This is a genomic window from Paenibacillus sp. QJM3NY_38, from assembly GCF_056173265.1.
Genome location: NZ_CM149665.1, coordinates 4,679,405 through 4,692,440 on the forward strand (window position 1 = coordinate 4,679,405; position 13,036 = coordinate 4,692,440).

15 protein-coding genes are annotated in these 13,036 nt (G+C 47.4%); all 15 read right to left on the reverse strand.

Annotated features, from left to right (window positions below; translation table 11 throughout):
• Nucleotides 1-2 precede the first annotated feature (2 nt).
• The 15 genes from AC0VZ8_RS21520 to fliF all read right to left on the reverse strand — a co-directional run bounded on the left by AC0VZ8_RS21520 (nucleotide 3) and on the right by fliF (nucleotide 13,020).
• A complete protein-coding gene (locus tag AC0VZ8_RS21520) occupies nucleotides 3-368 on the reverse strand; it encodes a response regulator (RefSeq protein ID WP_006211317.1) in 366 nt (121 codons plus the stop codon).
• Between the two features lie 29 nt (nucleotides 369-397).
• Nucleotides 398-1,657: a flagellar motor switch phosphatase FliY gene (fliY, locus tag AC0VZ8_RS21525; RefSeq protein ID WP_194543568.1), complete on the reverse strand. Its 1,260-nt coding sequence runs from the start codon at nucleotides 1,655-1,657 to the stop codon at nucleotides 398-400.
• Entirely contained in the window at nucleotides 1,647-2,645 is a 999-nt protein-coding gene (fliM, locus tag AC0VZ8_RS21530) for a flagellar motor switch protein FliM (protein WP_100538068.1), read from the reverse strand. The genes fliY and fliM overlap by 11 nt, the downstream gene beginning before the upstream one ends.
• A 35-nt stretch (nucleotides 2,646-2,680) precedes the next feature.
• Nucleotides 2,681-3,145 (reverse strand): flagellar basal body-associated FliL family protein, encoded by a 465-nt coding sequence (locus tag AC0VZ8_RS21535; RefSeq protein WP_475484338.1) that lies wholly within the window; start codon nucleotides 3,143-3,145, stop codon nucleotides 2,681-2,683.
• The gene (locus AC0VZ8_RS21540; protein ID WP_475484339.1) at nucleotides 3,142-3,366 is read right to left on the reverse strand and encodes a flagellar FlbD family protein; all 225 of its coding nucleotides are present in this window, start codon (nucleotides 3,364-3,366) and stop codon (nucleotides 3,142-3,144) included. Before AC0VZ8_RS21540 ends, AC0VZ8_RS21535 begins: the two co-directional genes overlap by 4 nt.
• A gap of 51 nt (nucleotides 3,367-3,417) precedes the next feature.
• On the reverse strand, nucleotides 3,418-4,242 hold the full coding sequence (gene flgG / locus AC0VZ8_RS21545; RefSeq protein WP_475484340.1) for a flagellar basal body rod protein FlgG: 825 nt from the start codon (nucleotides 4,240-4,242) through the stop codon (nucleotides 3,418-3,420).
• A gap of 74 nt (nucleotides 4,243-4,316) precedes the next feature.
• Nucleotides 4,317-4,706 (reverse strand): TIGR02530 family flagellar biosynthesis protein, encoded by a 390-nt coding sequence (locus tag AC0VZ8_RS21550; protein ID WP_475484341.1) that lies wholly within the window; start codon nucleotides 4,704-4,706, stop codon nucleotides 4,317-4,319.
• On the reverse strand, nucleotides 4,703-5,296 hold the full coding sequence (locus AC0VZ8_RS21555; RefSeq protein WP_475484342.1) for a flagellar hook capping FlgD N-terminal domain-containing protein: 594 nt from the start codon (nucleotides 5,294-5,296) through the stop codon (nucleotides 4,703-4,705). The genes AC0VZ8_RS21550 and AC0VZ8_RS21555 overlap by 4 nt, the downstream gene beginning before the upstream one ends.
• Before the next feature lie 20 nt (nucleotides 5,297-5,316).
• On the reverse strand, nucleotides 5,317-6,789 hold the full coding sequence (locus AC0VZ8_RS21560) for a flagellar hook-length control protein FliK (protein ID WP_475484343.1): 1,473 nt from the start codon (nucleotides 6,787-6,789) through the stop codon (nucleotides 5,317-5,319).
• Nucleotides 6,790-6,836: 47 nt separating this feature from the next.
• Nucleotides 6,837-7,769 (reverse strand): MotE family protein, encoded by a 933-nt coding sequence (locus AC0VZ8_RS21565; protein WP_071220082.1) that lies wholly within the window; start codon nucleotides 7,767-7,769, stop codon nucleotides 6,837-6,839.
• Nucleotides 7,770-7,808: 39 nt separating this feature from the next.
• Nucleotides 7,809-8,252, reverse strand: coding sequence for a flagellar export protein FliJ (gene fliJ / locus AC0VZ8_RS21570; RefSeq protein WP_260065135.1), 444 nt, complete (start codon nucleotides 8,250-8,252; stop codon nucleotides 7,809-7,811).
• Nucleotides 8,253-8,261: 9 nt separating this feature from the next.
• On the reverse strand, nucleotides 8,262-9,581 hold the full coding sequence (gene fliI, locus AC0VZ8_RS21575; RefSeq protein WP_071220080.1) for a flagellar protein export ATPase FliI: 1,320 nt from the start codon (nucleotides 9,579-9,581) through the stop codon (nucleotides 8,262-8,264).
• Nucleotides 9,565-10,419 carry a FliH/SctL family protein gene (locus AC0VZ8_RS21580; RefSeq protein WP_260065133.1) on the reverse strand — a complete coding sequence of 285 codons (855 nt, stop codon included), beginning with the start codon at nucleotides 10,417-10,419 and terminating at the stop codon, nucleotides 9,565-9,567. The genes fliI and AC0VZ8_RS21580 overlap by 17 nt, the downstream gene beginning before the upstream one ends.
• Nucleotides 10,412-11,428: a flagellar motor switch protein FliG gene (gene fliG / locus AC0VZ8_RS21585; protein WP_071220479.1), complete on the reverse strand. Its 1,017-nt coding sequence runs from the start codon at nucleotides 11,426-11,428 to the stop codon at nucleotides 10,412-10,414. Before fliG ends, AC0VZ8_RS21580 begins: the two co-directional genes overlap by 8 nt.
• Before the next feature lie 11 nt (nucleotides 11,429-11,439).
• Nucleotides 11,440-13,020: a flagellar basal-body MS-ring/collar protein FliF gene (fliF, locus tag AC0VZ8_RS21590; protein ID WP_071220078.1), complete on the reverse strand. Its 1,581-nt coding sequence runs from the start codon at nucleotides 13,018-13,020 to the stop codon at nucleotides 11,440-11,442.
• Nucleotides 13,021-13,036 lie beyond the last annotated feature (16 nt).

A 13,036-nucleotide genomic window follows, 5' to 3' on the forward strand; every position in this document is an offset into this window, starting at 1 on the left:
CCTTATACGCCAAGCGTCTTATTGATGGCTTCAATGACTCTGTCCGATTGGAACGGTTTAACGATAAAGTCCTTGGCTCCAGCTTGGATCGCATCAATAACCATCGCTTGTTGGCCCATGGCAGAGCACATAATCACTTTTGCATTCGCATCGACTTTTTTAATCTCTTTCAGCGCTGCGATACCATCCATTTCCGGCATCGTAATATCCATCGTAATCAGATCTGGACGAAGTTCTTTAAATTTCTCGATTGCTTGCGCACCGTCCTGTGCTTCTCCCACAACCTCGAATCCGTTTTTGACCAATATGTCACGGATCATCATTCTCATAAATGCAGCATCGTCCACAATCAGAATTCGGTTAGCCATTGATAAAAATCCTCCCTAAAATGTTTGTGCTATTGTAATTTTTGAATCCGGTCCCATTGGCTCACGATATCCGTCACGCGTACACCAAAGTTCTCATCGATGACAACGACCTCGCCCTTGGCAATCAGTTTATGATTGACAAGGATATCTACAGGCTCACCGGCAAGCTTGTCCAGCTCGATGATCGAACCTTGCGACATTTCCAGGATATCCTTAATTTGCTTTTGAGTCCTCCCTAATTCTACGGTGACTTTAAGGGGAATGTCCATCAGTAAGTTCAGATTGTTTTCATCCACCTGGGTGTACGGCGCAGATTGCAGATTCGCAAACTGTACGGGCTGTACATTCACATTGCGATTCGGCATGCCGCCATATTGTTGCGGCTGCGCTTGGTAAGGCATCTGCGGCTGTCCATATGGCATGGATTGCGGGATCGGCCCTCCCTGTCCCTGCATTGGCTGGCCGTAGCCTTGTCCGTAGTCATATCCTTGGCCCATATCATTGCCATTCACAGGGTTAGCTGGTGCTTGAGCCGGTTCCTGGGTACTGACAGGTGCTTCCACCGCCGGCGCGGCTTCCTGCTTCGCAGGCTGAGGCTCTTCCGTTCCGTTGATAAGCATGTGCACCATATCCTTGGAAAAATGAACGGGAAGCAGCTGCATAATGGTTGAATCAATAAGGTCACCGATAATTAATCGGAATGAAATCTTAATCAGTGTTTCATCCGGCGGAAGGTTGTTAACCCCTTCACCCTTTGCCATGTTCAAAATATCAATGCCTGGCGGCGATATATTGACGAACCGGTTAAAAATCGTCGACATGCTCGTTGCGGAAGAGCCCATCATCTGGTTCATCGCTTCCTGAACGGCACTGATATGAATCTCGTTCAGTTCCTCTTCCACGGGGTTGCCTTCCCCGCCTAACATCAGATCGGCAATGACCTGAGCATCGCGCGTTTTAATGACTAGCGAGTTAATTCCTTCAAATCCATCCACATAAGTAACATGTACCGCTACATGCGGCTTCGGAAATTCTTCCTCAAACTCGCTTCGCTTAATGATCGACACTTTGGGTGTAGTGATATCCACTTTTTTGCCCAGCAAGGTAGACAGAGCGGTTGCAGCACTGCCAAAGGTAATGTTACCAATCTCGCCGAGCGCGTCCTGCTCCAAAGGTGTTAATACATCATCGACAGTCGCCGCCGAAGGAATTGATGCTGGTGATGCCATTTCCGACTGTTTTAACAAAGCGTCGATTTCTTCCTGGGATAAATAGTCTTTACTCGTCAAATTCTTCAGCTCCTTCGATGACAATTTCATCGATTTGTACAGCAACCCGGTCTTTTATCGTTCCGGGACTGCCAATAAACTTTAATCTGTCCCCAACCTTAATGGAAAGTCCATCATGCATCGGCTTGTTTAATGAGATGACGTCGCCGACGCTCAGTCCTAAAAATTCGGACACGGTAAGCTGTGAAACGCCCAATTCGGCAACAATCGGAAGCTTGGCCTTACTTACGCGCTGCTTAAGAGCATCTACTTCCTCTGGAACACTCGCTTTTTTCTCCGAGATAAACCATTGATGCGCCGATAGCTTCGACATGATCGGTTCCAGCACTACATGCGGGATACACAGATTAATCATCCCCGTGGTATCGCCGATTTTGGTGCTAAGGGAAATTAGCGCAATGGTTTCGTTTGGAGAAACAATCTGCATGAATTGCGGATTCGTTTCCAATGCTTCAAGCCGCGGTGAGATGTCCAGCACCGTTTTCCATGCTTCCTGAAGACTGTCGAATGCCCGGCTGAAAATGCGTTCCATGATGATCGTCTCGATTTCGGTCATCGAGCTGATGGAAGAAGGAGCTATGCCTGTTCCTCCCAGCAAACGGTCCAGCATCGCGTAAGCAATGTTGGGATGGACCTCGAGCACCATGCGCCCGACAAGCGGTTCCGCCTCGAATATATTGAGAACTGTCATTTTGGGTATGGAGCGAATAAATTCATCATATGGAAGCTGTTCAACCTGGACCACGTTAATTTGCACAAAAGTGCGTAATTGTGCCGAAAAATATGTGGTCAAATATCGTGCAAAGTTCTCGTGAATGCGGGTCAAGCTCCGAATATGATCCTTGGAAAAGCGGAGTGCCCTCTTAAAATCATAAGAACGAATTTTCTTTTGCGTTTCCTCTTTTTTCAGTTCTTCAGCATCCATTTCCCCTGAAGAGAGAGCGGCCAATAAGGCGTCGATCTCATTCTGCGATAAAACATCAACCATCTACTCACCCCCTTACAGGTCGTCCGACGAACAGTCTAGATTTCAGTGACGATAACATCTGTCATTTCAATTTGAATTAAACGTCCAGACGTTAACGACTTATTAACCAGATTCACCAGCTTAGCGTTAAATTGTTCGCGCCCCTTCGAATCATTCAGTAATTCGGGCTTCGTATCGGCCAACGTCTTGATAATAATCGGTTTAATCTTGATATTCTTGATTTTTTCGAATTCTTCCTTTGCTTTTTTGTCATTAAGCTGGAAAGCAAAGGACATCTGGGCGATATAGCTTGGATCGGCTAAATTCGTCTTGATCCCGGCGATTTCCGATGTCATCGCAACGATCTCATCGGCAGAAAATTTAGGTAAAGCCGCTGCATTGGCTGAAGCCTGACTTTTACCGTTATCGCCAAGTAATTTATCCGACAATAGGAAGATCGCCAGGACAATCAGCGTAATGGATAACAGGATCGTAATTAACCAGGGGAGCATCTTTTTCATGAAGGTTCCTCCAATTGCTGCACTTTAATGGTAGCTTGATGAATTCCTACCTCGTGATGATACGCCTTAACGGAAGTGATGATTTCATTTGCACTTTCAAGCACAATCATTCGTTTTCCATTAATCAAAGTAATGTAGGTGTCAGGAGTCTCCTCGACCATTTCTATCAACAGCGCGTTAAGCCACAACTGCGAACCATTTAACCTCGTTACCGATATCATGGACAGCCTCCTTGTTTAATCAGGGAGGGGATTGCCCCTCCCTATCCATCTTTATCGTTTCAGATTTACAACTTCTTGAAGAACTTCGTCCGAAGTCGTGATAATCCGGGAGTTGGCTTGGAAGCCGCGCTGAGCGACAATCATTTCCGAAAATTCGCCGGTCAGGTCAACGTTGGACATTTCGAGCTGGCCTGAAATAATAGCGCCAGTTCCTGCCTCTGCATCATTTCCACCGTACATGACATCTTCTAAGTCACCGTCCGGGACAGCATTCAGAGTCACTCTATAAAGATTGCCTCCAATTTTCTCTAACCCTTCGGGATTCGGTATTTTAGCAACCCCAATTACTGCGCCTTCATCCGTAGTTCCGTCATCGAGTTTTTGAATTATCGTTCCATTTTGAGCTATCGAGAAGGCAGTTACATTCTCACCAAGTACAATTGGTTCCCCGCCAGAATCTAGTACGAGAAAACCATCTGATGTAACAAGGTTTCTAGCTACATCAACATGAAAATCCCCGGCACGAGTAAGAAAAGGCGTTTCCTGTTCATCACTTAATTTCACCATAAAAAATCCATCGCCATCAATTCTTAAATCAGTGGGATTATTGGTTATCATTGCGCTACCAGGTGTATGCAGAGTGTCAATAGACCCTACCGAAACGCCTAGACCTATTTGCTTTGCGTTTACCCCCCCTGTAGGATCTTCTGTACCCGGAGTCACACCTGCGATAGTTTGGCTCATAACATCCTTAAACATCACACGTCCAGCCTTAAAACCTACCGTGTTTACATTAGCAATGTTATTACCAATGACATCAAGCTTGGTCTGGAAACCTCTCATTCCGGAAATACCGGAATACATGGATCTTAACATCGATTTTCCTCCTTCTGTTATGGACCGCTTCTGTCGATCAGCGGCCGCCTGGCTTCCTCACGGGCCAGCCAGATTTACGAAATAATTACTGCACTATCAATTTGCGTAAAAACGTTATCCTTCATCGCGTTGCCATCCATCGCTGTGACCACGGTCCGATTCGGAATATTCACTATGAGAGCCATATCCTTCATCAGAATGAGGGATTCTTTGCTCCCCTTCGCTGCAGCTTTGTCCACTGCGTTCTGAATCTGCGCAAGCTGATCACTCTTTAATTCAATGCCCCGCTGCTGAAGTCTCTTTGCCGCATGATTGCTGATTTTAAGCAGATTCTCATTTAAGAGCTCCTGGAACGTCCCGGCGGGCGGAGTCGTCTGAGCTTGTGCAGTTTTTCGTTCATTATGAAGCGTTGCAGGATGTATTTTCCCAGGATATAAATGCCCAATCATCATGCGGTCACTCATGGCGCCGTTCCCTCAGGCTCGTCTACCCCTTGTCCGAAATCTCCTGCTTCAGTATCTGACGGACCGGGATTAGCTGTTTCAGGTACGGAAGGATCAGGATTGTTTGTTGCAGGATCTGTCAGACTTGGATTCAATGCTTCTGGATCATCCTCGGTTACGGCGTTCTCGATTTTCATGATCTGGTCAAGCGATACCTCACTGTCACCGACTTTGGCATAATGGACGCCTTCACGAACAATGATGGAATCTACGATACCGCTTTTCATAACCGCTTCAGAATCATCCTCCGGCTTGAGCAACCAGCTGATCTGTTTGCCGATTAAACTAGATGCAGAACCCAAAGACTGACTCATTGCCGTTAATTGAGTATTGATATTCATCAGCTGCTCCAGGGAAGTAAACTGGGCCATTTGGGCAATAAATTCCCGGTCCTGCATCGGCTGAAGTGGATCCTGATGGCGCAGCTGCGTAATCAGAATGCTCAAGAACTGATCTTTGCCAAGCTCCTGGCCGTTTCCGTTCTTATTGCTGACGTTCCCTTTAGCATAATTGGGCCACATATTAGTAGTAGATACCGGATTTGTTGCCATTCAAGTTCACCTCCTCACTGTTAGGCTTTAGCGTTAAATGTTCCTGTCTGCATCCGTTCATCGTCGACTTGATGCTCTGCAATCCAGTCGTTTAATTCTTCTGTCAAATTTGCTGCCAGCACGGCATCATCGGATGGCCTGTCCTTTTCCTTTGAGCGATGTTGTGACTGCTGCTGGCCTGATCCAGGCTGACGGCCGTCTTGATAAAGATTCGCATTGGAAGGCTGGCTGCTCTGTGTGACTTCAATTTTCTCGATCTGCAGCCCCTGTGCAATCAAAGAGCTTCGAAGCTGTGCCATCTGCTGGTCAATCAGCTCTTTAGCATCCGTCGACCTTGTCATGAACTGGGCGATTAATTGGCCATTCTGCATCGTAAGTTTGATATCAACTTGACCCAGATGCTCTGGGTTCAACGAAATTCTAGCTTCTGTAAAGGTCTGACTTTTTACAAACTCAAACTTATTGATGATAAAATTGGTCATCTCTTTAGCAAACTGCATCACAGGAACTTTAGGCACATGCGAACCTACCAATACTTGTGTTCCAGATCGCAATGTCAATTGTCCAGCTGTAATATTAACGTGTTCAGGGATTTCAACATCTTCAACAACAAGGGACTCTAAGACATTAAGCTCGCTTTGAACCTGTTGATTCTGAATCCCATTATTTGAGATATCAGCCCCCTGTTTAGAAACTAAACTCTGATTGAATACAGTAGCAACAGACAAGTCATTTCGGTGCGCTTGTCCATTCAAGTTCAATGAACGAAGTTGTGAATTTTCATTCAGTACACGATTTAGCTGAATGCTTTCTTGTAAAAGTTGTTTTACTGGACTCGACGCTGTTGCTGGATTGTTTTCAATCAAACTATTAGTCCCTCCACTACTTAAATCCAACTCTATCGGATTCTTTTGAACTTGGTTCGTTGTTCTTTCTACTCCTCTGTTCAAAATTTCATGAAAAGCATGGACTAATTGTTTTAATGAATCATTTGATTCAAGCTGTAAAACTTTAGAATTTTCAAGCATCGATGCCAGCTGGCTAATCGTATCCTGTACCGCGAATCGAATGGTCTCCGGTCTGGAAGCCAATGGAGACATCTCATTCCCACCCGCGTTTTCTTGTGCCTGGGAAGCAGCTCCGCTCAGCATAATATTCGCTTGCGTGAGCCAATTCTGCAGCTCTTGCAAAAGGGATGGATCCTCCATTAATGCCTGGTCCATGGTGTCCAGCTCCTGCAGCAAACCTTGAAGCAATTCCATCAAGCCTTCAAGCGATGCATCGGTTTCCGAAGAATACTGCGTTAGCAAGGATTCCAGCTTGGCAGCGACTTCCGTCGATGTTGTTGAAGCGCTGTTCCCGCTGCTATTCATCTGGTAAGCCAGTGTCGCATCAAAGGATACACCCGCTGTCGTCTGACCCGCCGCGCTTGCCTTTCCGCTTCCCGAGGGACTGCTTATGGATGAAGACATGTTTTGTACCGTTATTGTCATCGTCTTATTTCACCTCCTTTCCTGGGGATGGAGATTCATTTCAGAGCTTATTTAGAGCCCATCAGGCGATTCAATATCTTTGCTGCCAGCTCCGCATCTTTCGAGGACATCGCATTTAAAATCCGTGAACGAGTAGCATCATCCACTGTATTCAGAATGGTCATGGTCTTAGCAGGGCTGATCTTATACGTTTGCATCAGCAGTTCGGCAGCGTTGGCGGGTGTCATTCCGGCAAAAGTCTGATTCAACTGATTTTTATCCAGATTGTCGGATGTCTTCTTCTGCGCTGCCTCCGATTCGTTCTTCTTGAGCCTGGATTGCAGAGCCGCGATGGCCATATCTTCAGAAGTCTCGGCATCTTTAAGCATCATGGTTGCATCCGCGGCCGTTTTCGGATCCATTTTTTGCAGAATGGCAACCCGGTTGCTGCTCTTCATCTGACTAAGCATAAGCACCATTTCTTCCAGCGTAAGGTTTTGCATGATCGGTGCCGCTTTGCTTGGACTCATGTCGGCGTAGAGCTTGGACAGTTCGCGAATCTGCTTGGTATACGCGTCTTCCTCCTCGGCCTCACCGCTTGTCGATGTACTTTGCATCGAATCAATTTGGGTTTCCAGCTCTTTCACCTTGTTTTCCTGCGCTGCTTTTTGCTCCGTTACTTCATTTAATGTTTCTTCGCGTTCGGCAAGCTGCTTCTTAAGTTCAACAATCGTTGCTTCCGCGCTTTCTTCCTGCTGCTTCGCTTCTTTGAGTTTCTGTTCTTCCGGGGTCAGCACCGGATCCGGGACCCAGTTCTTGACGACCGGAATTTTATTGGCTACATCGATTAGTCCATCCCGCACATCGGCTCTAAAAAATACGGCAAGCGCCCCGAGCAGAACGATCGTGAATATAGCAGGTACCAAAATCAACAGTATCCGTTCAAATCCTCCGCCTGATTCTTCCTTATCAAGCGGCATGTCTTTTCGTGCCACTCTCATTCCTCCTTCGCGGTCGTAACCCTTCGGTGTTTGCAAACCTTATCGGGCTTTGATCGCAAAACGTACCGTCGCCATTTCGTCCAGCTCGTTTTGTTCCCGAAGGAGACTTTCATGCCGGAACTTTTCTTGGGATTTATCTCTTGCTTTCAGCCACACTTTTTCGTCTAGCATCTTGTCGGACAATACCTTTTGTTTCTTCGTTACATTGACATGAGCGATCCGTATGTCATTCCTCTTACGCTCAATGCATTCTTCCAAGTGCTCTGCATATACCTGAATGTTTCGGATCTCAGCGACCGGCACGCACCGTGATGCAGCTTCCTGCTGAGCGTGATACATTTGATCCCGCATCTCATACAGCTCATTCAGACTTTTCTCTTCCGCCTGCAGCTTCCCGATGGCGCTTGACAGCATCCATTCGGCTTGCGTTTTCTCGTTGCTTTTCAGGTCTACGATTTTCTGGAATGCATAATGAAATTTCATTCTTCAAAGTCATCTCCTTGAAAACTCGGAAATCAAACGTTCCTGAACCTCATTCAATGTTGTTTTCTCATTCACTTTTTGCTTCGTGAAATCCCATATTCGCCCGATATATTCAATCGATTCATCGATATCGGCATTCGAGCCCTGTTGATACGCCCCGATATTGATCAAATCCTCCGAGTCCTTATATATCGCCATCAGTCGCTTTACGTTCTCGGAAGCATCGATTTGTTCCTCTGGAGATATATCTTTCATCACCCGGCTAATGCTGGCCAGCACATCGATTGCCGGAAAATGCCCTTTGTTTGCGATATTCCGGTTTAGTACGATGTGACCATCAAGTATTCCCCTGACTGCATCCGCGATCGGTTCGTTCATATCATCACCATCTACCAACACCGTGTAAAAGGCGGTAATCGAGCCCGTTGGCCCTGTGCCTGCGCGTTCCAGAAGCTTCGGCAGACTGGCAAATACAGACGGCGTATAACCGCGCATGGCCGGCGGCTCTCCTACGGCCAGTCCTACTTCTCGCTGCGCCATCGCATAGCGGGTTACGGAATCCATCATCAGCATCACATTCAGGCCGCGATCCCTGAAATATTCGGCGATCGTTGTAGCGATCAAGGCCCCTTTAATGCGGATGAGTGCCGGTTGATCCGAGGTCGCAACAATTACGACGGACCGTTTTAACCCTTCGGGACCCAAATCCCGTTCTATGAAATCCAGCACTTCGCGTCCACGTTCCCCGATCAAAGCAATGACATTGACATCGGCAGAAGTGTTTCGGGCGATCATTCCCATCAGGGTACTCTTCCCGACACCGGATCCGGCGAATATACCGACCCGCTGGCCTTTGCCGATGGAGAGCAATCCGTCAATCGCGCGGACGCCGATGCTGATCGGCTCCTGAACCCTCGGCCTATTAAGCGGGTTCTGCGGAACATTATGGGTTGAATAGTGCGGCATGCGCGCCGGAATGATGGATCCGTCCAGCGGTTGTCCCAATCCGTCGAGCACTTTGCCAAGCAGTTCCGAACCTACTTGCACGCTTAGCGGTTTGCCGGTACCGACTACATCACAGCCAGGACCAATCGAGTGAAGCTCGCCGAGAGGCATTAGCAACACCTTATTGTCTCTAAAACCCACGACCTCCGCCTTGAGGGGCTTGGTTTGCTTCGTGGGATAGATATAACAAACATCGCCGATACTTGCATCCGGTCCTTCGGACTCCACCATCAGTCCGATAACCTGTGTAACTTTACCGTTGATGCGAACGGGGTCCAGATGTTTCAGATGATCCAAGTACCGCGCGCTATTCAGCTTCTTCATCTTGATTTCTCCGTTCCTCGTCATCAAGAGCGAACCGCACGAGCTCTTTTTTGATCTCGGATAGCTGTGTATCGATCCGGGCATCCACGCTTCCGAAAGAAGACCTGATCACGCAGCCTCGATCCTTAACCGTGGAATCCGGCAAAATTTGAAGTTCTGCCTGAGAGTCGATCGATAATCCGAGCTCTTCCCGTGCCGCGTATACAAATTCGAACTGTTCAGGAGCTACGCAGAGAGAGATGACCCCTTTTTCCCGCTTGCGTGCCAGATTCTTTCGAATCAGCTCCAGCGTGAAATCAGGTTCGATCGTAAGCTGACGATCCAGTACTTTCTCCGCTATGCTGCAGCTGAGCTCCACCAAAAAAGGCTCCGCTTCCTGAATTAGATCTTCCTTGGCTTGATGGGCAAGCTGAAGCAATTCGCTCGCCTGTAATGTCGCTTGCTCCATCAATTCCTTCATCTCAAGCTCTGCCTTGGCTGAACCCTCGGCATATCCTTGATTAAAGCCTTCCATCTTCAGCGTTTCGGACAAATCCTCGTCCTGAAGCCTTCTGTCGGTCCACCACGCTTCAATCTGCTGCTGCGCTTCGGCCAACAGCCGTTCCGCCTCTTCCGAAGCTTCGCGGATTTGTCGTTCGGCAAACTCCTGAGCATCTTTTAGCATCTCATGCTTTAAGCGTTCGGCTTCAGCCAGTGTTTGTACGACAGCCGGCTCGGAAGTCGGGGGAGTATATTCCTCTACCGTTTCCTCGGTTGGCGAAGCGTAACGACGAGCAAGATCCAACTCTTTCAACACATCCATCGGTTTATAGTGGGACGATTTGATCAAGTTAGACAATGATGTCATCTCCTCCGCCACGGGCAATAATGACCTCGCCCGCTTCTTCGAGTCTTCGGATCGTGCTTACAATCCGAGTCTGAGCTTCCTCCACATCACGCAGCCGTACCGGTCCCATGTATTCCATCTCTTCGCGGAAGGTTTCGGCCATACGCTTGGACATGTTGCGGAAAATGACGTCCCGTACTTCTTCGCTTGCCACCTTGAGTGCAAGCTGTAGATCGGCATTCTCGACATCGCGGATAATACGCTGGATCGAACGGTTGTCCACGTTGACGATATCCTCGAATACGAACATCCGCTTCTTGATTTCTTCGGCGAGCTCAGGATCCTGGATTTCCAGGGAATCGAGGATCGTTCGTTCCGTACCGCGATCCACACCGTTCAGAATTTGAACGATGGATTCAATGCCACCCGCACTCGTGTAATCCTGGGTAACCGTCGCCGACAGCTTCTGTTCCAGAACCCGTTCCACCTGGGCGATGACTTCTGGTGAAGTACTGTCCATGACCGCAACCCTACGCGCTACTTCGGCCTGCTTCTCTTGCGGAAGCGAAGATAGGATCGCAGATGCCTGCTCGTATTGAAGATACGACAAGACGAGTGCAATAGTCTGTGCATTTTCGTTCTGGATAAAGTTCAGAATTTGGCTTGGGTCCGCTTTGCGAGCAAAGTCAAACGGTCTTACTTGAAGCGTTGCCGTCAGTCTGTTGATCACTTCCATCGCTTTTTGCTGTCCAAGCGCCTTCTCCAAAATCTCTTTAGCGTAATTAATTCCGCCTTGCGAGATGTATTCCTGGGCCAGGCATATTTGATGGAATTCCTGAATAATGCTATCTTTTTCATCACTGTCGACTTTACGAACATTCGCAATCTCCAGCGTCAATTGTTCAATTTCTTCATCTCGAAGATGTTTAAATATTTGAGCAGACACTTCCGGGCCAAGTGTAATGAGCAGTATAGCCGCTTTTTGACGTCCGCTTAACATTTGGTTATTTCCCTTAGCCAATGCTTCCACCTCTATTCCTCAGCTAGCCATGTGCGAAGTAAATTCACGAATTCATCTGGCTTCTTCTTCGCCAAGGTTTCGAGCTGCTTACGAACCTGGCTTTCATTGGTTATACTTTCGAGATTAATCGATGGGAATTCCGTAACTGGCGGAAGCTGAATATCATCTTCAAATTCTTCCTGCTGCTTTCTGCGTCTGCGGATTATGAAATAGGTTCCTCCGGCAATTAACGCCAACGCAGCGATACCAATCCCCCATAATACAGGCTGTGAAAGAACGGTTTTCGGATTTTCATCCGCATTTACATTAAATACCTGTGAAATAACCGAAACTTTTTTGGACAAATCAGCGTCTGTATAAGTAGAGCCTGTATCCGAGAGCGATGCACGCACGATATTAACCAGAATGTTCTGTATTGCCGTTCTTGTCGCGTCATCCAAAGTTTGTTGACCGGCAGGTGGTTCAACCGAGACATTAATGGTTAAATCTTTAACAGTATATGGACTTGCTATGATATCCTTCGTAATCCGGTTAACTTCATAGTTAACGGTTTTGGAGAGCTCTTCCGAGTTCGTTTCCCCGCTTCCAGAATCGCTTGGATATCCCGGAACAGCTTCTTCGCCTACACCGGCCACTCCGCCGGTTGGACTACTGGTTCCCGAATAGTTCTTCTGGATCTCCTGAACACTGAGCTCAATCCCCTTCATTTCTTCTTCATCAACAGGGGTTACGATGTTTTCCTTGCTCTGCACCTGATCAAAGTTCAGTTTGGAAGCGACCAGAACATTGACTTTATTCGATCCCATGTACTGCGAGAGAAACTGCTGAACATTTTGCCTAACGTCGCTTTCGAATTTTTTCTGAAGCGCGAAGTTTTCTTCCACCTTACCGATCAATCCGCCTTGACCGCCTTTAGCTGTTGCGAGCAGCTCGACTTCGTCATTGGTGATTGTAATGTTCTCAACCGGTAAGTTCGGAATGGCCGTCTTCACGAGGTTATAATACCCGTCAATGACTTCTTGATTAGGCCGGTAGCCTGGTTTGAATTGCACAACTACGGAAGCGCTGGCTTGATCTTCGTTTCCGTTTTTTGCAAATACACTTTCTTTTGGCAAATTCAATAATACCGTTGCATCCTGGACGCCCTGCATCTTCTCGAGCAGTCGTTCTACTTCGCCATTCAGTGCATTTACATATTTCACTTCGAATTCGTTATCTGTCATCCCGATGGCTGATGCGTTCTTCTCGAAGGTTTCGAATCCGATCGTACCATTCTGTACAAGTCCTTGCGACCCTACATCAATCTGGACTTTAGCTGCGCTCGTACTCGGAACCAGGATGCTTCTGCCATCCTCGCTCAGCTTGTAGGAAATCCCTTGGGTCTCCAGGTGGCTGATGATTCCTGCAGCGTCGCTGGAATTTAAATCCCTGAATGCTACTTCGTACTTCGTCTTGGAGAACTGCATCGTTAGTACGATTAGAGCAATCAAAACAAATGCTATTGTAGCAATTAACATTATTTTTTGTTTGTTGCTGAATTGGTTCCAATACTGGGTCATTCTCTCCCGATACTGGGTCATTCTCTCGTTCACATTGTCACCCCATCCG